Raw genomic sequence first — 21861 nt, 5'->3', positions numbered from 1 at the left:
TCCCGGGGAAGCCGCGCCCGGTCCGGTCCCGGGGAAGCCGCCCCCGGTCCGGTCCCGGGGACGCCGCCCCCGGTCAGCCGATCTTGGTCTCCTGCGACTCCCAGTACGGGTCGCGCAGCTGCCGCTTGAGCGCCTTCCCCGACGGGTTGCGCGGCACCTCGGCGATCCGGTCGTACCCGCGCGGCACCTTGTAGGACGCCAGGTGCTCGCGGCAGAACGCGTCCAGCTCCGCGTCGGACGCCTCCGCGCCCGGGTGCACGACGACCGCGGCGTGCACGGACTCGCCCCACTCCTGCGACGGGATCCCGAAGACGGCCGCGTCCGCGATCGCCGGATGCGCGGTCAGCACCGCCTCGATCTCGGCCGGGTAGATGTTCACCCCGCCCGAGATGATCATGTCGGTGCGGCGGTCGCAGATGTAGTAGAAGCCCTCGTCGTCGCGGTAGGCGATGTCGCCGACCGTCAGCCACTCGCCGAGCTTCACGTCCTCGAACTTGCGGTCCGCCTTGTAGTAGGCGTCGAACGTCGCCTTGCTGCGCACGTACAGGTCGCCCGGCACCCGCGGCTCCTCGACGCGCTCGCCCTTATCGTCGAACAGCGCGATCTCGATGCCGGGGGCGGGACGCCCGCAGCTGCCCGGCTTGCGCATCTGGTCCTCCGGCCGAAGGATCGTGTCCACGCCCAGCTCCGTCGACCCGTACACCTCGAACAGCGAGCCTTCGCCGATCTTCTCGACGTAGCGGCGCTTCAGCTCGAACGGCCAGGGCGCCGCGTTGGCGATGAACCGCCGCAGCGACGACAGGTCGCGGGCCGCGATCACCTCGTCCGGCAAGTCCAGCACGCGGCGGATCGGGGTCGGCGCCGAGAACGTCGCCGTCACCTTGTGCTCCTCGACCAGCTCCAGCCAGCGCTCGGGGTCGAAGTCGCGCATCACCACGACGGTCCCGCCCATCTGCTGGACGATCAGCATGAAGCTCATCGGGCCGGAGTGGTACAGCGGCCCGGTCGTCAGGTACACGTCGCCGGGCTGGTAGCCGATCTCCGTCACCAGCCCGATGACGATCTCCGGGTCGGGCTGGCCGCGGACCACGCCCTTCGGCTTGCCGGTCGTCCCGGACGTGTAGAACATCGCGGTGCCCGCCGCCGGGTCGTCGCCCGCGGCGGCCGGTTCTGTCTCCGGGCTGCGGGCGGCCTCGGCGTCCAGGTCCGACGCCCAGTCCGGCACCTGCCCGGTCCCGCTCCGGAACGCCAGCCAGCCGCGGACGCCCTCGGCCTCGCGCGCCGCGAGCTCCAGCTGCGGCGCCTGCTCGACGTCGAACAGCACCAGCGCGCTGTCGGCGTTCGCGACGACGTAGGACGCCTCCTCGGGGCTCAGCCGGTAGTTCAGCGGGACGCCGACCGCGCCGGCCTTGCGCAGCGCGGCGATCAGGGCGACGACCTCGGTACTGTTGCGCCCGCACCAGGTGACCTTGGTGCCGGCCCGGACGCCGAGGCCGACGAGCACGTTGGCGTAGCGGTTGACCAGCGCGTTGAACGCGGCGTAGCTCAGCCGCCGGTCCCCCTCGATGATCGCGGTCTTGGACGGGTGCGCGGCGGTCAGCGCCGCCAGCGGGTCGGGGACGGGTGCGGTCACGGTGTCACACTCCCGGTAGCCGGCTGGGATGGCATTGAACGAATGTACGTTGGAATGCAGGCGGAATCCAGAGGAGGATCTTCGTGGACGACGACGCAGGGGCCGGACCGCGGCGCGCGTCCCGCGGGCGCGGGACCCCGGCCCACCGCACGACCGCCGACGTCACGCCCACGTCGAGCGACGCGCTGTCCCGGCCGACCGACACGCCCGGCACCCGGATCCTCATCTCGGCGGCCGTCGAGACGATGTCGGAGAAGGGCTACAACGGCACCTCGGTCCGCGACATCGCCGACCGCGCCGGGATGAGCCCCGCCGTGCTGTACCACTACTTCGGCTCCAAGCACGATCTGCTCGTCGCGATCATGCACCGGACCATCGACCATCTCATCGAGCGCTGCGAGGCCGTCCTGGCCGGCGCCCCGCCCGACCCCGCCCGGCGGCTGCGCCGGCTCGTCCGCGAGCACGTCCTCGTGCACACCGAGCTGCGCCGCGAGGCGGTCCTCGGCGTCGGCGAGATGCACAGTATCGAGCAGCGCGAGCGCGCCCTGCTCATCGCCAAGCGCGACAAGCACGAGCGGATGTTCCACCGCGTCGTGAACGACGGCGCCGCGTCCGGCGCGTTCGGCACGCCGTACCCGTCGGAGGCCGTCCGCGGCATCCTCACGATGGCGACGGGCGTGTCGGTGTGGTTCCGCGAGGACGGCCCGCTCACCGCCGCCGAGGTCGCCGACCGCTTCGGCCACCTCGCCCTGGCCCTGGTGGAGGCCGATCCCGGCGCGTGACGCCGCCCGTCAGCAGTTGCGCGGCGGTACGGCGCCGGTGCCGGTCGTGCAGCGGACCTGGTCCAGCGAGCGGAGGATGCGGTCGAGGCGCTGCGCGGTGGGGTCGGTGACGTACTCCAGGACGGCGTGGTCGAACGCGGCCGCCATCACGGTCGGCATCGAGTCCGAGGCGTCGAAGCGGACCGTCGCCGCGCTCGCCAGGGTCTGCGCGATCCGCCGCGACAGCGGGTCGGGGTACACGCTCGGCGGGACGGACCGGTTGAGCGAGAACGCGCCGCTGCCCGGCCGCTCGATCCACGCCTCCTGGGCCTTCGCCGTGGTCAGGTAGGCGACGAGCTTGCGGGCGGCGGGGGTGGCGCGGAACATGCCGAGCAGGTCCCCGCCGATCTCGACCGCCTGCCCGCCGGGGAACGGGACGAAGTCGTAGTCGCGTCCCGCCTGCGGGCGGCCGGGCGTCTGCCCGTAGAAGGCCGTGATGAACGACCCCGCGTGGTCGAACAGGCAGCCCGGCGGGTCCGCGAACATCGGCGCGCCGGCCTTGCCGTAGCCGGTGAGCAGGATGGCGTCGGTGCCGGTGCGGGTCCCGGCGACCACCGACCCGAACGTCCGCCACGCCTTGCGGACCGGGTCCGACGTCCACGGCAGGTTCCCCGAGACCCACTGGTCGTACACGTCCGGACCGGACTCGTGCAGGATCACGTCCTCGATCCAGTCGGTGCCCGGCCAGCCCGAGTTGGACGTGTCCTCCAGGCCGAGGCACCACGGCTTCGCCGCCACGCCGGACGCGATCTTCGCCAGGTCGTCGAAGGACGCGATGGGCTGCGCCAGCCGCGCCCGCGTCGCCGCCGGCAGCGTCCGCGGGTCGTACCAGATCAGGCCCTTCACGGCCGCTTTGACGACGATGCCGTAGGGGCGGCGGACGCCGTCCGGGCCGGCCGCGCCGGTCAGGTCGCCGCCGATGCCCTGCTGGGCGCCGCCGACCGGCCTCAGCTCGCCGGCCGCGGCGTAGGTGCGCAGGTCGCCGGGCGTGGCGAGGACGGCGGTGTCGGGCGGCGTGCCGTCGTGCAGCTCGCTGGCGAGGATCGCGCGGGCGTCGCGGGTTCCGGTGTAGTCGACGTGGATGCCGGTGCTCTTCTCGAACCCGGACAGCATCGCGCGGAACGCGTCGCCCTCGGCGCCCGTCCACGAGCCGAGCACGGTGACGCTCTGCCCGGACCCGGTGCCGCCGCAGGACACGGTCGTGAACGCGCAGAGCAGGAGCAGCGGTGCCAGCAGTCGCACGGTCATCTCCTGTACTCGCGTAGCCGGCTCCCCACGCCGAGGGCCGCGAGCACCGCCACGGCCAGCGACAGCAGCGGCAGCCCCGCGTCCAGGCCGCGGGTGTCGGTGGCGTCGGACAGCTTCGCCTCCAGCGGGCGCTGCGCCTTGTCGGCGGCGGCGACGTCCAGGCCGCCGCCCTTCGGCGCGGCGCGCCCCGCGCGGAGTTCCCCGGCGCCGGTGTCGGCGCCGCGGATCTGCGCCTGGATCGTCCGGTCGAAGGCGGGCACCCCGCGGTCGGACGCGTCCGCGAAGGCATGGTCGACGTGCAGGAACGTCATGGACGTCCAGACCAGCAGCCCGATCAAGAGCAGGCTGGCGGCGGCCAGCGGCAGGTTGATCAGCCGGCGGAACCGCCGCGCCATCGACACCTGCGCGTAGCCGAGGACGCCGAGCAGCACGACGCCGACGGCGGCGGCGCCGAGCGCGAGGCCCCCGCCGGCCCACGCCGAGTCCCGCTCGCCGTCGATGCCGCGCAGGTCCCGCCGCGCGATCTCGTCGATCCGGGACAGCAGCCCGCCGTCGCCGTGCAGCAGGTCGGAGGCGTAGCCGAGATAGGCGTACCCGAGTTTTTCGAGCCCTTCCCGATAGGTGGCGTCGGCCTGTTCCACGAGCCCCTGATAGGTGACGACCTGCGCGTTCACCGCGCGCAGCAGATCGCGTCCGGCGGCGCCGCCGAAATCGAGTTCGGCGAGGTGCGCGAGATTGTCGCTCGCGGTCGTCAGGTCGTCCCGGAACTGCTGGCCGGGGCCGATGAGCTGGGCCGCGCCGGAGCGGAAGCTCTGCCACGCGGCCCGGTCGGCGTCCGACAGCGCGGCGTGCGCGGTGCGGGCGCTGACGTAGGCGGGGGCGCCGCCGTCCTTCACCGACGACACCGCCGACCGGCTCCCGACCAGCACCGCCGTCGCCGCCAGCCAGGACAGCACCGTCAGGCCGACGGCCGCCGCCAGCACCGTCCAGAGCCAGCGCGGGGTGCTCCACTTCCTCGGGACCGCCCGGGCAGCCAGCGCAACCGACACGCGGGCCATGGTAATCCGCGACCGTTTACATATCGCTTACATTTCGGCCGGGAATGCCGCTCGCGCGCGTTATCAGGCTGGCCGGTTCAGGTCAGTTTCGCGGGTGTCGCCGCAGCTCATTCCGTTTCGTAGGCGAGATTCGGGCGCAGCCACCGCTCGATTTCGGGAAGGGCGAGCCCGCGCCGCGCCGCGTAGTCCGCGGTCTGGTCGCGGCCGATCCGCCCGACGGTGAAGTACCGGGAGGACGGATGGGCGAAGATCAGCCCGCTGACGCTGGCGGCCGGGGTCATCGCGTACGACTCGGTCAGCCCGATGCCGAGCCGGTCCGCGCCGAGCAGCTCGAACAGGTCCTTCTTCTCGCTGTGGTCGGGGCTCGCCGGGTAGCCGAGCGCCGGGCGGATGCCGCGGAACCGCTCGGCGTGCAGGTCCTCCAGCTTCGGGTCGGCGTCCGGCTCGAACCAGTCGCGCCGCGCCTGGAGGTGCGCGTACTCGGCGAACGCCTCGGCGAGCCGGTCCGCGAGCGCCTTCACCATGATCGACCGGTAGTCGTCGTTGTCGGCCTCGAACTGGGCGGCGAGCTCCTCCGCGCCGAGCACGGTGACCGCGAACCCGCCGAGGTGGTCGCCGGACGGGGCGATGTAGTCGGCCAGGCACCGGTTCGGCCGGCCCTCCGGCTTGGCGGTCTGCTGCCGCAGCATCGGGAACCGCGTCCCGTCGCCGGTGTCCAGGACGATGTCGTCGCCCTCGGAGTGCGCGGGCCAGAACGCGTAGGCGCCGCGGGCGCGCAGCAGCCCGTCCGCGATGATCTTGTCGAGGAGGCCGTTGCCGTCGTCGAACAGCTCCCGCGCGACCGGCTGGTCGAGGATCGCCGGGTACTTGCCCTTCAGCTCCCAGGCGAGGAAGAAGAACTGCCAGTCGATCATCGCGCGGAGCTCGTCCAGGTCCGGCTCGAGGACGCGCACCCCGGTGAAGGCGGGCACGGGCAGGTCGTCGAACGGCACGCTCTCGCGGTTGGCGCGGGCCTGCTCGATCGTCAGCATCGGCGCGCGCTGCTTCTTCTCGTGCTGCTCGCGGAGCCGCTGCTGCTCCTCGGCGTTGGAGATCGCGAGGGCGCCGGCGCGCTCGGGGTCGAGCAGGTCCGAGACGACGCCGACGACGCGGGAGGCGTCCAGCACGTGCACGGTGGTCTGGTCGTAGGCGGGCGCGATCCGCACCGCGGTGTGCTGGCGGGACGTGGTGGCGCCGCCGATCAGCAGCGGCAGCTTCATCCCGCGGCGCTGCATCTCGGTCGCCACCGACACCATCTCGTCCAGCGACGGGGTGATCAGCCCGGACAGCCCGATCGCGTCGGCGTTCTCCGCGACCGCGGTGTCGAGGATCTTCGCGGCGGGCACCATGACGCCGAGGTCGACGACGTCGTAGTTGTTGCAGCCGAGGACGACGCCGACGATGTTCTTGCCGATGTCGTGCACGTCGCCCTTGACGGTCGCGAGGACGATCTTGCCCTGGCCGCGGTCGGACTCGACGCGGCCCTCGGCCAGCGCCTTCTCCTTCTCCGCCTCCATGAACGGTTCCAGGTAGGCGACCGAGCGCTTCATCGCGCGGGCGCTCTTGACCACCTGCGGCAGGAACATCTTCCCGGACCCGAACAGGTCGCCGACGACCTTCATGCCGTCCATCAGCGGGCCCTCGATGACGTCGAGCGGGCGCGGGAGCTTCTGCCGGGCCTCCTCGGTGTCCTCCTCGATGAAGTCCACGATCCCGTGGACGAGGGCGTGCGACAGCCGCTCCTCCACCGGCGCCTCGCGCCAGGAAAGGTCGATCTCGCGTTTGGTGCCCTTGCCCTTGACGTTCTCGGCGAACGACACCAGCCGGTCGGTGGCGTCCGGGCGCCGGTCGAACAGCACGTCCTCGACGAGTTCGAGCAGGTCGGCGGGGATGTCCTCGTAGACGGCGAGCTGCCCGGCGTTGACGATGCCCATGTCCAGCCCGGCCTTCACCGCGTGGAACAGGAAGGCCGAGTGCATCGCCTCGCGGACGACCTCGTTGCCGCGGAACGAGAACGACAGGTTGGAGATGCCGCCGCTGGTGCGGGCGCCGGGGCAGCGCTCCTTGATCCGCGGCAGCGCGTCGATGAACGCCTTGGCGTAGCCGTTGTGCTCGGCGATGCCGGTCGCGACGGCGAGCACGTTCGGGTCGAAGATGATGTCCTCGGCCGCGAACCCGGCCTTCTGCGTGAGCAGGTCGTAGGCGCGGCCGCAGATCTCCACCTTGCGGTCGGCGGTGTCGGCCTGGCCCTGCTCGTCGAACGCCATGACGACGACGCCGGCGCCGAAGTCGCGGATGCGGCGGGCCTGCTCCAGGAACGGCCCCTCGCCCTCCTTGAGGCTGATCGAGTTGACGACGCCCTTGCCCTGGACGGTCTTCAGCCCGGCCTCCAGCACGCTCCACCGCGAGCTGTCCACCATGATCGGGATGCGGGCCACCTCGGGCTCGGTCGCGATCAGGTTGAGGAACGTCGTCATCTCCCGCTCGCTGTCGAGCAGGTCGGCGTCCATGTTGACGTCGAGGAGGTTCGCGCCGCCGCGGACCTGCTCCAGCGCCACGTCCACGGCGGCCTGGTGGTCGCCCGCCTCGATGAGGTTGCGGAACCGCTTGGAGCCGGTGACGTTGGTGCGCTCGCCGATCATGACGAAGCCGGTGTCCCGGCCGATCTCGAACGGCTCGAGGCCGCTGTAGCGGGTCGCCGGGCCGGGCGCGGCGACCGGGCGCGGCGCGGTGCCCCGCACCGCCTCGGCGATGCGGGCGATGTGCGCGGGGCCCGTCCCGCAGCAGCCGCCGACGGCGTTGACCATGCCGGCCGCGGCGAAGTCGCCGAGCTTCCCGCCCATCTCGTCGGGCGTCTGGTCGTAGCCGCCGAAGGCGTTCGGCAGGCCGGCGTTGGGGTGGCAGGCGGTGTAGGTGCCGGCGAGGCGGGCGAGCTCCTCGACGTGCGGGCGCATCTCCTCGGCGCCGAGCGAGCAGTTCACGCCGACGACCAGCGGCTCGGCGTGCTCGATCGACCGCCAGAACGCCTCGACGGTCTGCCCGGACAGCGTCCGGCCGGACAGGTCGACGATCGTCACCGAGATCCACAGCGGCAGCTCGGGGGCGACCTCGCGGGCCGCGGCGATGGCGGCCTTCGCGTTCAGCGTGTCGAAGATCGTCTCGATCAGCAGCAGGTCGACGCCGCCCTCGGCCAGGCCCGCGATCTGCTCCGCGTAGGCGGCCTTGACCTGGTCGAACGTGACGGCGCGGTAGGCCGGGTCCTCGACCCGGGGCGACAGCGACAGCGTGACGTTCAGGGGGCCGACGGAGCCGGCGACGAACCGGTTCCCGTACTCGTCGGCGGCCTGCCGGGCGAGCCGGGCGCCCTGCACGTTCATCTCGCGGACGAGGCCCTCCAGCCCGTAGTCGGCCTGGCCGATGCTCGTCGCGGTGAAGGTGTTGGTGGTGGTGATGTCGGCGCCGGCGTCGAGGTACTGCCGGTGGACGTCGAGGATCACGTCCGGCCGGGTGAGGTTCAGCAGGTCGGGGTCGCCGGTGACGTCCTTCTCGTGGTCGCCGCCGATGCGGTCGCCCCGGTAGTCCTCGGGGGTGAGCCCGGCGCCCTGGAGCATCGTGCCCCACGCCCCGTCGAGCACCACGACCCGCTCGCCCAGAAGCCCGCGCAGCTCTTCGGTCCTGCCCACCAGCCACCTCCCGTGTCGTTGGGAGGCGCCCTTGCGTGTACCGGTCTCGGGCCGAGCGTGGCGGACGCCCGCGCGTCCGTTGCAGCGCCTCTCGGCCCGACTCCGAGGTTACCGAATGGACCCGGCGCCTGTGAAACTCCCGTCCCTCTTTCCCGCACAACCCCAGGCGAGGGCGGTGAATACGGTCAGCGGCGGCCGCAGGCGCGGCGCAGCGCCGAGGCGAACGCGCCCGGATCGGGGTCCGGGAGGACGGCGGCGAGATGCCCGTCGGGCCGGACGAGGTGGACGGTGCCGGGTCCCGCCTCCAGCGCGGCACGGAGGGCGCCGGTCGTGTCGATGGCGTCCAGGGCGTGGACCATGACGGGGACGCCGCACGCCGACTCCTCGATCCGCGCAGCTCCTCCTTGGTCGGCGGCCAGGGCGACGAACTCCGTGCCGAACAGCCGCCGCAGCCTGGTCTTGCGCCCGTCCACGACGCAAGGCCCGTCGGGGCAGAGGACGCCGGGGATCGGCGGCCGGACGGCCCCGGCGGCGCGCGGGAAGTCCTCGACCGGCCCGGTGGGGGTGGTCAGCGGCGAGTCCAGGTACCAGTACGGCTCGGCGAGCTTCCCTGAGTCGATGCGTGCGCGCGCGCCGGGGTCGGTGAGCGCGGCCTCCAGCGCGGTCAGCCGCCGCGTCCTCTCCTCAGGGGTGTGCGGGACGAGGAACTCCATCGTGCGCGTGGTGACCGCCAGGTTCTCCAGCGCAGCCGCCCGGCGTTCGGCGTCGTAGCTCGCGAGCAACTCCTCGGAGCCGTGCCCGCGGCGGGCGAACGCGATCTTCCAGGCGAGGTTCTCGGCGTCCTGCACGCCGGAGTTCAGCCCGCGCGCCCCGAACGGCGCGTACAGGTGCGCCGCGTCCCCCGCCAGGAAGGCCCGGCCGCGGCGGAACGTCTCGGCGCATCGCTGGTGGAACCGGTACACCGACGCCCACACGATCTCGTAGGGGGCGTCGCCGGTGATCTCCCGGATGCGGTCGTCCAGGGCCCCAGAGGCCCGCTCGGACTCGAAGTCGTAGCCGGCGGGCATCTGCCAGTCGATCCGCCAGGTCCGGTCGGGGCACTGGTGCACCAGGACCTGCCGTCCGGGGTTCCACTCCGGGTCGAAGTAGAACCGGCGCTCGTTGGGGAACGGCAGGTCGGCGCGGACGTCGCAGATGAGGAACCGGTCGTCGAACGAGCGGCCGGGGAATCCGGCGCCGAGCAGCCGGCGGACCGCGCTGTGCGGGCCGTCCGCGCCGACCAGGTGGCTCCCGGCGACGGTGACCTCGCCGTCCGGGGCTTCCGCGCGGACCCGCACGCCGTCATCGTCCTGGTGGAGGCCGGTGACGCGGTGCCCGTACCGGACGTCCACCAGCGGCGCGGCGTCCGCCAGGTCGCGCAGGTACCGCTCGACCTCGGCCTGCGAGATGTTGATCCAGGGCGGGACGTCGCCGCTCCCGGCGTCCGGGAACGTGACCGCGAACAGTTCGGTGCCGCGGTAGTAGGTGCGGCCGGTGGTCCAGGTGACGCCGCGCGCGATCATCTTCTCGGCGCAGCCGATCCGGTCCAGGACGTCGAGGACGTCGCGCTGGAAGCAGATCGCCTTGGACCCGATCGGTTCGCAGCGGTCGGCGGCCTCCAGCACGACCGAGGGAACGCCGGAGCGCGCCAGCAGCAGCGCGGCGACCAGGCCCACCGGCCCGGCGCCGGCCACCACGACCGGTTCCGCGGGTCCGGCGGCTCCGGTGTCAGCCCTGGAGTTCATCCCAGACGGCCCGGTCGCGCTCGGCGGTCCAGATGACCGGCCGCTCGATGCCGGACAGCTCGTCCCACAACCGGGACACATCGAACGGCAGGCAGTGCTCGAAGATCGGCCACCGCCCGTACTCCGGCTCCAGCTCCGCATGGACCGCCTCGAACGCCTCCCTCAGCGTCCCGCCGCGCCCCTGCACCGCCGTCACCTCGCGGATCATCACCTGGAGGAAGTGCCGGGTCTGGCCGATCGCCGCGTCCACCGCCTCCCGGCCGGACGCCACCGCGCCCCGTCCGCCCACCAGCGCCTCAGCGCCCAGCGCCGCGACCCGATCCAGCGTCCCCGACGCCCAATCACGATGGAAGGCATCACCGGTGTACAACGCCGCCTGCGCCTCCACCAGATCACCGGCGAACAACACCCTCTGCTTCGGCAGCCAGGCCACGATGTCGCCCTCGGTGTGCCCGCGCCCGCAGTACTGCAGCACCAGCTCGCCGCGGTCGCCGCCCAGCTGGATCGTGAACCGGTCACTGAACGTCGCCGTCGGCCACGTCAGCCCCGGGATCGACTCCGGCTCCTTGAACAGGCGCGGCATCCGCCCGAACTCCGACTCCCAGTCCTGCTTCCCGCGCTCGGCGACCAGCTCCCGTGTCTTCTCATGCGCCACGATCACCTGCGCGTCGAACGCGCTCGCACCCAGCACCCGCACCGCGTGATAATGCGACAGCACCAGATACCGGACCGGCTTGTCGGTGTGCTCGCGCAGCATCGCCAGCCACTCGCGCGCCGCCACCGGCGTCGCCAGCGCCTCGAAGCACACGACGAAGTCCTCGCCCTCCACCGCCCCGACATTCGGATCGCCCTCGGCGGTCAACGCGTAAACGCCGTCCGCGAGCACCTCCAGACTCCGCTCCTTCTCCGCCAGATCAGCCGACGACGCGAACGGTTTCATCCCAGATCCCTCCCCGCGCTCCCGCGGATTCGGCACCCTCGTGTCCTGCCCGGGGAAGCCCGCGGCGGAACAACGAACCCCGACAGCCCGGCGGGCCGGTGGTTGGCAGAGTCTTCAGGCGGGCCCTACTTGCCGATGAAGCCCTTCGACTGGAGCCACTTCTGGGCGACGTCCGTGGCCTCCTGGCCCTTGATGTCGACCTCGCCGTTGAGGGTCTGCAGGACCGAATCGCTGAGCGCCGCCGCGATCGGATTCATGATCTTCTCGATGGCCGGGTGGTCCTTGTAGACCGAGTCGCGCAGCGTCAGCGCGGGGTTGTAGACGGGGAAGAACTTCTTGTCGTCGGGGATCGAGGTGAGGCCGAGCGCCTTGATCCGGCCGTCGGTCGTCGCGACCTCGCCGAAGTTGCACGGATTGCCCTTGCCGATGGCGTCGTAGATGGCGCCCTCCGCGAGGGTCGCGACCGACGACTTCGGCAGCGTGAACCCGTACGCCTTCTGCAGCCCCGGCCATCCGTCGCTGCGCCCGGCGAACTCGCTGGCCACGCACGTGGACGCCTTGGCCGGGTCGGTGTGCGCGAGCTTGGCGTAGGCGGACAGGTCCGTGATCCCGAGCTGCTGCATCGTCGTCGTCTTCACCGCGATGGCGTAGGTGTTGTTGGCGGGCGCGGCGGCCAGCCACTTCACGTGGTTCTTGGTGAGGTCCTGCTGCGCGACGGCCTGGTACTGCTCGGCGGCGTTGTTGAGCGGCTTGGTGTTCTTCAGGTAGTTGATCCAGGCCGTCCCGGTGTACTCCCAGTACATGTCGATGCTGCCGGACGTCAGCGCCGCGCGCGTGGTGTTGCTGCCCTGCAGCCCGCACTTCTCCTTGACGGTCGCGCCCGCCGACCGCAGCGCCAGCGCCGTGATCTGGCAGAGGACGAGCTGCTCGGTGAACTCCTTGCCGCCGACCGTGACGGTGGCGCCCTTGAGCGAGTTGCCCTTGGCGAGGCTGCCCGCCTTGGCGTCGGTGCTGGACGAGCTGAAGCACCCGGCGGTCAGCGTGACGGCGGCGACGGAGGCGACGATGGGGAGCGTGCGCATGGTGACTCTCCTCGGGGGGTTCAGATGCCGCGCGGGCGCAGGTAGTGCTCGACGATGCCGATGAGCCAGTCCGCCGCCATCGCGAGCACGGCGGTCAGGACGCTTCCGGTGAGCAGGATCGGGGTCCGGTTCAGCGCGATGCCGGTGTTGATGAGGTCGCCGAGGCCGCCGGCGTTGGTGAACGCGGCGAGCGTCGCGCTGCCGACGTTGAGGATGACCGCGACACGGACGCTGGCGAGGATCACCGGCACGGCGAGCGGCAGCTCCACGCGCAGCAGCACCGCCGTCCGGGACAGCCCGATGCCGCGCCCGGCGTCGATCAGCGCGCGGTCGACGCCCTGCAGCCCGACCATGGTGTTGCGCAGCACGGGCAGCGCGGACACGAGGATGAGCGCGATCACCGCCTTCTGGAAGCCGATCCCGACCGTGACGGCGAGCAGCACCAGCACCCCGATGGACGGGACGGCCTGCCCGACGTTCGCCAGCGCGAGGAACGGCGCGGACAGCGCCCGCAGCCCCGGCCGGGTCAGCAGCACGCCGAGCGGGATCGCGATCGCAAGGACGAGGGCCGTGGACACCGCCACCAGCTCGATGTGCTCGACGAACCGCTGGGTGATCACGTCCCGGTTGATGGAGCGCTTCTCGATCGCGTCGAGACGGCGTCCGTGCAGGTAGGCGAAGAGCGCGGCGGTCGCGAGGACGAGGACGACCGGGGTCGCGACCATCCCGGTGGCGGAGCGGCGGGCCTTCTCCGGGGCCGCCCGGTCCCGCGCGGTCCCGCCGCCGCGCGGGCCGTCGGGGCGGCCGTCGAGCATCGTCGTGACGCTCATCGGCGGCCGCTCTCCCCGTTCGGCGCCTCCGTCAGCGGCGGCGGTGCCGAGGGCGCCGGTTCGGCGGCGCTCGGCGTCTCCCGGACGATCGCCGACCACGAGACGGCGCCGGCGGGCCGGCCGTCCTCGTCCAGGACGACGGCGCCCTCGTCGCCGGCTCGCAGCATCGCGTCGAGCGCCTCGTACAGGCTCTGGTCCGCGCGGACGCTCGTCGACACGGCGCCGACCGCCTCGACCGGCACCAGTTCGATGGACCCGACCTCGACCAGCCGGAGCCGCCGCATCGCGGCGCCCGCGCCGACGAACGACGCGACGAACTCGTCGGCGGGCTCGGCGAGGATCGCCGCGGGCGTGTCGTACTGGACGAGCCGGGCATGCTCGCCGAGCATCGCGATCCGGTCGCCGAGCTTGAGCGCCTCCGTCAGGTCGTGCGTGACCAGCACGATCGTCTTGCCGATGCGTGCCTGCAGCTCCAGGAACGCGTCCTGCAGCCGCTCCCGCGTGATCGGGTCGATCGCGCCGAACGGCTCGTCCATCAGCATCGCGGGCGGGTCGGCGGCGAGCGCGCGGGCCACCCCGACGCGCTGCTGCTGCCCGCCCGACAGCTCCTTCGGATAGCGGCCCCGGAACGTCCCCGGGTCGAGGCCGACGAGGTCGAGCAGCTCGTCGACGCGGGCGCGGACGCGCTTCTTGTCCCAGCCGAGCGTCCGCGGGATCAGGCCGATGTTCCCGGCGATCGTCATGTGCGGGAACAGCCCGACCTGCTGGATGACGTAGCCGATGCGGCGGCGCAGCTCGTCGGGGTTCACCCGGGTGACGTCCTCGCCGTCGAGGAAGATGCGCCCGTCGGTCGGCTCGATCAGCCGGTTGATCAGCCGCAGCGTCGTCGTCTTGCCGCAGCCGGACGGCCCGAGCAGCACGACGATCTCGCCCTCCCGGACGCTCAGCGTGAGCCCGTCCACGGCCGGCGCGTCCTGCCCGGGGTAGCGCTTGGTGACGGCGTCGAGCCGGATCATCTCCTTCATCGCATGCCCCTCGGTGTGGTCAGCCGCGACACCACGGCGAACAGCAGGTCCAGGGCGAGCGCGAGCAGCGCGACGCCGAGCGTGCCGGCGAGCGTGTCGTTCAGCGCGTTCGCGCCGCCGATCCGCGACAGCCCCCCGAAGATCAGCTCGCCGAGCCCGGGGCCGGCGACGGCGGCGGCGATCGCGGCGATCGCGACCGTCATGATCGTGGCGACCCGGACACCGGTGAGCACGACCGGCCAGGCCAGCGGCAGCCGGATCCGCAGCATCCGGCTCGCGCGGCCGAGCCCCATCCCCCGCGCCGCCTCCTCGACCGCGCCCGGCACCGACTCCAGGCCGGTGATCGTGTTGCGCAGGATCGGGAACACCGCGTACAGCACCAGCGCCGTGATCGTCGGCGCGAGGCCCAGCCCGAACAGCGGGATCAGCAGCCCGAACAGCGCCAGCGACGGGACGGTCAGCATCGTGCCGGTGACGCCGAGCGCGAGCCGGCTGAGCCGCGGGCGGCCCTCCACCGCGATGCCGAGGCCGATCCCGATCACCGCGGCGATGCCGACGGCGATCAGCACCACCTCGGCGTGCTCGGCCATCTGCCGCGCGATCGTCGGCCACCGGTCGGCGAGGTAGTCGGAGAAGCTCACGCGCGCCTCCCGTCGCTCGGCGGTAAGGGCGGGGGAACCGGGGCGAGGACGGTCAGGCGGGCGTCTCCCATACCAGAAGAGGCTGCCTACGGGTGATCAATAAGGCAAGAAAAGTCAGGACACAGATCTGTTAACCGGGACTCAGCCCGGTTCGTCCCGCAGGTGGCGCAGCAGCAGCGCCAGGTCCAGCCGCAGCCGCCCGCCGGGCGCGTGGAAGGAGAACCCGAGCCGCCGTTCCGCGTGCGACAGCCGCGCCGCGATCGTGCTGTGGTGGCGGTGCACGCGGGCGGCGGCCTTGCGGGTCGAGCCGGTCGCGCAGAACGCGACCAGCACCGCGAGGACGTCGTCGCCGTGCGGTTCGGCGGCGAGCCGGTCGAGCGCCGCCACGTCCGCGACCTGGGCGATGTCCTCGGGACGCAGCCGCGCGGCGATCGCGGCGAGCGCGCCGAGCCGGTCGTGGCGCACCACCGCCGGCAGGCCGTCGCCGAGCGTCGTGAACCGCAGCGCGGACCGGGCCGAGCGCCAGGACTCCGGAGCGTCGGCGCCGGGCAGCGCGGGACCGATCCCGATCCGCGTCCCGTCCGGCGTCCGGTGCTCCAGGTCCGCCGGGACGTCCCGGGCCAGGACCGCGTGGACGGGTCCGAGCGCCGCGGCACGCGCGTCCGGGCCGAGAGCGCTGAGCACCGCTGCCGCGTCGCCGCCCGCCACGGCCAGCACGTGCAGCGGGGCGGACGGCTCGAACCGCATCGCCCGCAACGCTCGGGACCGTTCGGCCGCCGCGGCGTCCGCCGACACGACCATCTCCACCAGCGCGGCGTCGTCCCGCCGGTCGGGCTCGCGCTCCAGCAGGACCGTCGCGGCGAAGGCGAACCGTTCGAGGACGATCTCGTCCAGCGGAAGCGGCGCGCCGGGCCGCTCCAGCCACACGAGCCCGGTCTCGGCGAACTCCCGGACGGACCGCTCCCCCGCCGCCGCGCCGGGCTCCGAGCGCAGCGAGATCCCGCGCGACGGGTCGGCCAGCCCGGCGGGGCACTCGGCGAGCGTCGCGGTCGCGCGCACCAGCGCGCGCGGGCTCGCGCGTCCCGCGATCAGCCGGTCGAAGAAGCCGATCACCCGGACGGCGTTCTCCGCGTCGGCGTCCAGCCCCGACAACCGCAGGAGCAGCCCTTTCATGGACGGATCGTACGCCACCCGACGATCGGCGGATTCCGGTCCGCGATCCCCGCCGGTCGGCGGCTGGGCGGGACCGCGGATCGCGGTGAGACTGGTGGCCAGCGGCCGAGAGGAGCCGGAACGTGACGTACGCCTTCGACCCGGAGCTCGCCCCGTGGATCTCCATGATCCCCGAGATCACGCTGACCGACCCCGCCGCGATGCGGGAGGCCGACGACCGGCTGCTCGCCGCGCGTCCCCGGTACGAGCCGCCCGTCCCGGTCGACATCCGCGACGTCGCCGTCCCGGGACCCGACGGAGCCCCGGACGTACCGGTGCGGATCTTCACCCCGTCCGCCGCCGGCGGCCCGCTGCCCGGCCTGCTCTACATCCACGGCGGCGGGTTCGTCCTCGGGAACGTCGACGCCTTCCACGACGACGCGCTGTGCATCGCGGCGGAGGTCGGCGCGGTGGTGCTGTCCGTGGAATACCGGCTCGCGCCCGAGCATCCGTTCCCCGCCGGGCTCGAAGACTGCTACGCCGCGCTGACCTGGACCGCCGGCAACGCCGGCGACCTCGGCATCGACCCCGGCCGGCTCGCGGTCGGCGGCGAGAGCGCGGGCGGCGGCCTGTCCGCCGCGACCGCGCTGCTGGCGCGCGACCGCGGCGGCCCCGCGCTCTGCTTCCAGCTCCTCGGCATCCCCGAGCTCGACGACCGGCTCGACACCCCGTCGATGCGCGCGTTCACCGACACCCCGATCTGGAACCGCCCGAACGCCGAGCTGAGCTGGGACTACTACCTCGGCAAGGGCGTGCGCGGCACCGCCGGGGTCTCGCCCTACGCGGCGCCCGCCCGCGCCGAGGACCTCACCGGGCTGCCGCCCGCCTACGTCACCACCTGCGAGTTCGACCCGCTCCGCGACGAGGGCCTCGCCTACGCGCTGCGGCTCGTCCAGGCGGGCGTCGGGACGGAGGTGCACCACTACCCGGGGACGTTCCACGGCTCGGCGCTGATCCCGGACGCCGCCGTCTCCCGCCGGATGGCCGCCGACCGGCTCGGCGTGCTCCGCCGCGCACTGCGCACCGTCGAGCAACCCGCCTGACCACGACCCCCCGCGCGGGCGCGGCCCCCCCGGCGGGCGCGGCACCCCACGCGGGCGCGGCACCACGCGCGGGCGCGGCGGCCGCAGAGCCGAGGCAGCCCGGGCGGGCGTGGCCCTAGCGGGTCGCGCCGCGCGCTCGGGCCGCGGCGGCGAGGCCGGCGCGGCGGCCGAAGAACGAGCCCTCGCCGAGCTGGGTGCCCGAGCAGTATCCGGCGCCGTCCTGGGCGATGTTGGACGCGCAGGCGCCCGCCGCGTAGAGCCCGCCGATGACCGACCCGTCGGCCCGCCGCACCTCGCCGTCGACCGTCGTGGCCATGCCGCCGAGCGTGAAACCGGCGTACAGGGCGGTGCCGAGGGTCAGGTCGTAGACGCCCCACGGCCCGTTGGTCTGCGGCGCCAGCCAGTCGGGGTGCTTGTGGAAGTCGGGGTCCTCGCCGCGCGCGGCGTGCTCGTTGTAGCGCGCCATCGTCGCCGCGAGCGAGCCCGGAGGCAGCTCCAGCCCGGCCTCCATCTCCTCGATCGTCTCGTAGCCGTCCTTCAGCGGGACGAGCGGCATCCGCTGCTCCTCCATGTGGTCGCTGTCGGCGATGAGGTACGCCGCGGCGCCCGGCTGGCGGAGCACGAAGTACGAGGTGCGCGCGTGGTAGCTGTCCTCGGCCACGAACCGCTCGCCCAGCTTGTTCACGATCAGGCCCTTGACCAGCGACGACGGCGGGTAGAACGGCGCGGTGATGAACGGCTCGTCCATGTGCTCCAGCGCCGCGCCGGCGGACTGGCCGAGCCGGATCCCGAGCCCGTCGTCGTAGGTGCCGCCCAGCGTGAACAGCTTCTCGCCGAGGGCGGGCGTGTAGGCCGCGACCATGTCCGCGTTCATCACGAACCCGCCGGCCGCGATGACCACCCCGGCGGCGGCGACCACGCCCGTCTGGTCGAAGTTCCGCCAGGCGACGCCGGTGACCGCGCCGTCGGCGTCCACGACCAGGTTGGTCGCGCCGGTCTCGTAGCGGACCTCGACGCCGGCCTCCTCGACCCGGTCCCGCAGCAGGTCCATCACGATCTTGGTGCCCTCGGTGTCGCCGGGCACCGGCACCTTGTGGCCGCGCGGCGCCGGGCTGATCCGGTCGCGGAACGGCCACACCTTCTCGTTGCCGGTGAACATCAGCCCCTCGGTGCCGGGCTGGATCACCGCCTTCCCCGGGAAGTAGGACCGCTCGAACGCGAACCCCAGCGACTCCAGCCAGTCGAAGTGCGCGACCGACCCTTCGCAGTAGGCCCGGATCTTCTCCTCGTCGGGGTCCTTGGTGCTCTCCATCAGGTAGCGCACCATCGCCTCGACGCTGTCGTCGTGGCCGGTGGCCTTCTGCACGGCGGTGCCGCCGCCGAGGTAGAAGTGGCCGCCCGACATGCTCGACGTGCCGCCGTGCACGGCGGCACGCTCCAGCAGCAGGACCCGGGCTCCCGAGCGCGCGGCCTCCAGCGCGGCGCACCCTCCGGCGATCCCGAAGCCCACCACCACGACGTCGAACCGCTCGGCGTCGCCGGGCAGTTCCGCGGCGGGCACCACCGCGGGCACGGCCATTCCGGAAGAGGTCTGTGCGTTCATCGGTCCCTGTCTCGAGTCGGTGCCGGTCGTCCGGCCGGGATCACTTGTGCGGGATCTGGTTGACGGTGCCGCCGTCGATGACGAACTCCGATCCGGTGGCGTAGGAGGACTCGTCGCTGGCGAGGAAGACCACGAAGGACGCGACGTCCTCGGGGACGCCGGGCCGGCCGAGCGGCACCGGGATCATGTCGTCGGGGATGCCCTCGGTGAGCGGCGTCCGGATCAGCCCCGGGTGCAGCGAGTTGACGCGGACGCCGTGCGGCGCGAGCTCCATCGCGACCGACTTGGTCAGGCCGCGCAGGCCCCACTTCGACGCCACGTAGCCGTGCGCCCAGGACGTGCCGCGCAGGCCCTCGATGGAGGAGGTGTTGATGATCGACCCGCCGCCGGCCGCGATCAGCGCGTCGGCCGCCGCGCGGATGCCGAGGAAGGGGCCGGTGAGGTTGATGTCGATGATCTTCTGCCACTTCTCCAGCTTGAACCGGTTGATGGCGGCGCCGTTGGCGATCCCGGCGTTGTTGAACAGCACGTTCAGCCCGCCGAACTCGGCGATCGCCGCCTGCACGGCGGCGGCCCAGTCCTCGGGGTTCGTGACGTCGAGGTGGACGTAGCGGGCGGCGTCGCCCAGCCCGTCCGCGACGGCCTTGCCCTCCTCGTCGAGGATGTCGCCGAGCACGACCTTCGCGCCCTCGGCCACCAGCGCCCGCGCGCTCGCGGCGCCGATGCCGCGCGCGCCCCCGCTGATCAGCGCGATCTTCCCGTCCACCCGTCCCATCGGATTCCTTCCTGTCGTGTGCGTGCGATGCGTTGACGTGCGGCGCGTCAACGGGAAAGCGCCGTGGCGAAGACGCCGCGGGCGGTGTTGAACGGCAGGTCGAGCGGGGTCCGCAGGCCCGGCGGGGCCGCGACGACGTCGGGGATCGCGTTGACGATGCGCCCGGCCCCGGCGGCGATCGCGGCGTGGTTGTGGTCGCCCTTGGCGCTGGTCGGGCACACGTCGACGCGGTAGGACGGCTCGCCGGTGATCTCCAGCCGGTAGGAGCCGCCGTCCTGCGCGGGCCGCGGCCAGTCGGGGCGCAGGTCGTCGCGCAGCCGGGTGGTGTGGTCGATGACCAGCACCTCCTTGCCTGCGGAGACGCCGGTGATCTGGAACCGCATCGCGGCGACGCCGCCCGCCGGGATGTGCCCGGCGGCCACGTCGAACGCCTCCGGCGCCGGTTCCCGCTCGTACGACTCGGTGATCTCGTCGAGCTCGAAGCCGAACCCGCGGGCCATCATCCGGAGGCTGACGCCCCAGGACGCCGCGAGGATCCCCGGCTTGAACATGCGCGGCAGGTCGTCCAGGGGACGTCCGAAGCCCATGAAGTCGAACATGACCGGGCCGCCGTCGTAGGTCGCGTAGTCGGCGATCTCCGAGCAGCGCACCTGCTCCACCCGCTGGCAGGTGCTCGCGATCGCGAAGGGCAGCAGGTCGTTGACCCATCCGGGGTCGACGCCGCTGGCGAACAGGCTCGTCCCGCCGGCCTCGCACGCCTTCTCGATGGGGTCGATCATCCGGTCGGGCAGCAGCCCCCACGGGTAGATCAGCGGCACCGGCGAGGACGCGGCGACGTTGCTGCCGGAGGCGAGGATCCTCTCGATGTCGGCGAGCGCCTCGAACAGCCGGGTCTCGCCGAGCGCGCAGTAGACGGTGCAGTCCGGCCGCGCCGCCGCGAGGGCCGCGTCGAGGTCGGCGGTGGCGGTCACGCCGGTGACCGTGCCTAGGCCGGCGAGGTCGCCGGCGTCGCGCCCGACCTTGCCGGGGTCCGACACGACGAGGCCGGCCAGCTCGAAGCGCGGGTCCTCGATCAGCTGCGACAGGGCGATGCGGCCGACGTTGCCGGTCGCGACGTGCAGGACGCGGATGGCCATGGTGCCCCTCAGCCCTGCTTCTCGGCGGCGCGCGCGGCCTTCCGGGCCGCCTTGGCGATCGTCTCCTCGACGATCGAGTTGAGCCGGGCGCCGTTCGGCCAGCCCGCGTAGTGGCTGAGGAACACGACGGTCTCGCGGAGCGCCGCGTCGTCGAGCTCTCCGGCGGCGTGCGCGGCGGGCACCTGGATGCCGAGCACGTCGGCGGCGCCCTGCCCGGCGAGCAGCCCGATGAGCAGCAGGCGCCGGTCCCGGTCGGACAGGCCGGGCCGCTGCCAGACGTCGCCGAACAGGTGGTCGGCGGTGTAGCGGAAGAAGTCGCCGTCGCCGTCCGCCATGTCGAAGCCGTAGACCTGCTCCATCTTGCGCAGGCCGCGGGCGCGCAGCTCGGGGAGGTCGTCGAACTTCCCGGTCTTCTCGTCGCTCATCACTGCTCCTCGGGAAAGCCCAGGCCGGGCGCGAGGCGCTCGCGCGCGATCCTGGCCAGCGGTACGTCGACGCCGAGCTCCTCGGCCAGCGCGATCGCGAAGTCGAGGTCCTTCTCCGCGAGCTGGCGGAGGTGCCCGAAGGTGGTGAACCAGAACGACCCGGGCTCCATCTCGGCGGTCGTGTCGCGGTACATGATCGCTCCGGGGCCGCCGGTGAGCGCGTCGGTGTGCCGGACGACCTCGCCCAGCGCGACGATGTCGAGCCCGGCGGCCTCGGCGAGCCGCTGCGCCTCGGTCGCCGCGGTGAAGGCGGCGTAGTGCATCAGGTTGCGGGCGAGCTTGAACCGCGTGCCCGCGCCGATCGGCCCGGCGTGCACGACCTTCTTCGCCAGGACGTCGAGGACGGGCCGGACCGCGGCGAACGCCTCCTCCGTCCCGCCGACCATGATGGCCAGCTCGCCGGTGCCCGCGCCCATCACGCCGCCGGACACGGGCGCGTCGACCAGCCGGACGCCCCGCCGCGCGGCGCGCTCCTCCAGCTCGGCGGGCGTCCCGGGGGCGACGGTCGAGTGGACCGCGACGGTGAGGCCGTCGGGGGCGGCGGCCAGCACCTCGTCCAGCACCGAGCGGACCTGCTCGTCGTTGTTGACCATCACGCACAGCACGTCGCTGCCGGCGGCGAGGGCGCCGGCGCCGCCGGCCGCCTTCGCGCCGGCCGCGACCAGCTCCTCGACCGGCGCCGCGGCCAGGTCGAACACGCCGAGCACGAGCCCGGCCTCGGCCTGCTGCGCGGCCAGCCGGGTCGCCATCGGCTTGCCGATGTCGCCGAGCCCGACGAACCCGACGCGGACGATGTCGCTCATCCGATCTCCTCCTCGTCCCC

At 73.0% G+C, this 21861-nt stretch carries 18 protein-coding genes; 2 read left to right on the top strand and 16 right to left on the bottom strand.

Annotated features, from left to right (window positions below):
* Positions 1-73: 73 nt before the first annotated feature.
* Positions 74-1633 carry an AMP-binding protein gene (locus AB0C78_RS01030; RefSeq protein WP_360740324.1) on the bottom strand — a complete coding sequence of 520 codons (1560 nt, stop codon included), beginning with the start codon at positions 1631-1633 and terminating at the stop codon, positions 74-76.
* An 83-nt stretch (positions 1634-1716) separates the two neighbouring features.
* On the opposite strand from AB0C78_RS01030, the gene AB0C78_RS01025 reads away from it, so the two are divergent.
* Entirely contained in the window at positions 1717-2415 is a 699-nt protein-coding gene (locus AB0C78_RS01025; RefSeq protein ID WP_360740322.1) for a TetR/AcrR family transcriptional regulator, read from the top strand.
* Positions 2416-2424: 9 nt separating this feature from the next.
* On the opposite strand, the gene AB0C78_RS01020 is transcribed toward AB0C78_RS01025, so the two are convergent.
* From AB0C78_RS01020 to AB0C78_RS00975, 10 genes are all read right to left on the bottom strand, one after another.
* Complete coding sequence (locus AB0C78_RS01020) at positions 2425-3696, bottom strand: ABC transporter substrate-binding protein (protein ID WP_360740319.1); 1272 nt, start codon at positions 3694-3696, stop codon at positions 2425-2427.
* A 2-nt stretch (positions 3697-3698) separates the two neighbouring features.
* Complete coding sequence (locus tag AB0C78_RS01015; protein ID WP_360740316.1) at positions 3699-4751, bottom strand: hypothetical protein; 1053 nt, start codon at positions 4749-4751, stop codon at positions 3699-3701.
* Positions 4752-4867: 116 nt separating this feature from the next.
* Positions 4868-8482 (bottom strand): methionine synthase, encoded by a 3615-nt coding sequence (gene metH / locus AB0C78_RS01010; RefSeq protein WP_360740314.1) that lies wholly within the window; start codon positions 8480-8482, stop codon positions 4868-4870.
* 185 nt (positions 8483-8667) lie between these two features.
* Complete coding sequence (locus tag AB0C78_RS01005) at positions 8668-10266, bottom strand: FAD-dependent monooxygenase (protein ID WP_360740311.1); 1599 nt, start codon at positions 10264-10266, stop codon at positions 8668-8670.
* A complete protein-coding gene (locus AB0C78_RS01000) occupies positions 10250-11206 on the bottom strand; it encodes an MBL fold metallo-hydrolase (RefSeq protein ID WP_360740309.1) in 957 nt (318 codons plus the stop codon). Before AB0C78_RS01000 ends, AB0C78_RS01005 begins: the two co-directional genes overlap by 17 nt.
* Before the next feature lie 125 nt (positions 11207-11331).
* Complete coding sequence (locus AB0C78_RS00995) at positions 11332-12288, bottom strand: glycine betaine ABC transporter substrate-binding protein (RefSeq protein ID WP_360740307.1); 957 nt, start codon at positions 12286-12288, stop codon at positions 11332-11334.
* Between the two features lie 20 nt (positions 12289-12308).
* Complete coding sequence (locus AB0C78_RS00990) at positions 12309-13118, bottom strand: ABC transporter permease (RefSeq protein ID WP_360740304.1); 810 nt, start codon at positions 13116-13118, stop codon at positions 12309-12311.
* Complete coding sequence (locus AB0C78_RS00985) at positions 13115-14143, bottom strand: ABC transporter ATP-binding protein (RefSeq protein WP_360740301.1); 1029 nt, start codon at positions 14141-14143, stop codon at positions 13115-13117. The genes AB0C78_RS00990 and AB0C78_RS00985 overlap by 4 nt, the downstream gene beginning before the upstream one ends.
* Positions 14140-14784, bottom strand: coding sequence for an ABC transporter permease (locus AB0C78_RS00980; protein WP_360740298.1), 645 nt, complete (start codon positions 14782-14784; stop codon positions 14140-14142). Before AB0C78_RS00980 ends, AB0C78_RS00985 begins: the two co-directional genes overlap by 4 nt.
* A gap of 141 nt (positions 14785-14925) precedes the next feature.
* Complete coding sequence (locus AB0C78_RS00975; RefSeq protein WP_360740295.1) at positions 14926-15957, bottom strand: helix-turn-helix domain-containing protein; 1032 nt, start codon at positions 15955-15957, stop codon at positions 14926-14928.
* A gap of 122 nt (positions 15958-16079) precedes the next feature.
* Here AB0C78_RS00975 and AB0C78_RS00970 point away from each other — a divergent pair, with 122 nt between their 5' ends.
* Entirely contained in the window at positions 16080-17039 is a 960-nt protein-coding gene (locus tag AB0C78_RS00970; RefSeq protein ID WP_360740293.1) for an alpha/beta hydrolase, read from the top strand.
* A 115-nt stretch (positions 17040-17154) separates the two neighbouring features.
* On the opposite strand, the gene AB0C78_RS00965 is transcribed toward AB0C78_RS00970, so the two are convergent.
* Genes AB0C78_RS00965 through AB0C78_RS00945 form a run of 5 tightly spaced genes read right to left on the bottom strand, consistent with a single transcriptional unit; the run spans position 17155 to position 21841 of the window.
* Complete coding sequence (locus tag AB0C78_RS00965; protein ID WP_360740290.1) at positions 17155-18642, bottom strand: FAD-binding protein; 1488 nt, start codon at positions 18640-18642, stop codon at positions 17155-17157.
* A 40-nt stretch (positions 18643-18682) separates the two neighbouring features.
* Positions 18683-19417 carry a glucose 1-dehydrogenase gene (locus AB0C78_RS00960; protein WP_360740288.1) on the bottom strand — a complete coding sequence of 245 codons (735 nt, stop codon included), beginning with the start codon at positions 19415-19417 and terminating at the stop codon, positions 18683-18685.
* A 47-nt stretch (positions 19418-19464) separates the two neighbouring features.
* The gene (locus AB0C78_RS00955) at positions 19465-20553 is read right to left on the bottom strand and encodes a dihydrodipicolinate reductase (protein ID WP_360740286.1); all 1089 of its coding nucleotides are present in this window, start codon (positions 20551-20553) and stop codon (positions 19465-19467) included.
* A gap of 8 nt (positions 20554-20561) precedes the next feature.
* Positions 20562-20978, bottom strand: a complete 417-nt coding sequence (locus AB0C78_RS00950) for a carboxymuconolactone decarboxylase family protein (protein WP_360740283.1) — start codon at positions 20976-20978, stop codon at positions 20562-20564.
* Positions 20978-21841 carry an NAD(P)-dependent oxidoreductase gene (locus tag AB0C78_RS00945; RefSeq protein ID WP_360740280.1) on the bottom strand — a complete coding sequence of 288 codons (864 nt, stop codon included), beginning with the start codon at positions 21839-21841 and terminating at the stop codon, positions 20978-20980. Before AB0C78_RS00945 ends, AB0C78_RS00950 begins: the two co-directional genes overlap by 1 nt.
* Between the last annotated feature and the right edge of the window lie 20 nt (positions 21842-21861).

Source organism: Actinomadura sp. NPDC048394 (assembly GCF_040651755.1).
Taxonomy (GTDB): Bacteria; Actinomycetota; Actinomycetes; order Streptosporangiales; family Streptosporangiaceae; genus Spirillospora; species Spirillospora montaniterrae.
Note: the sequence above shows the minus strand (reverse complement) of the source record. Positions and strands in the feature narration are given on the sequence as shown.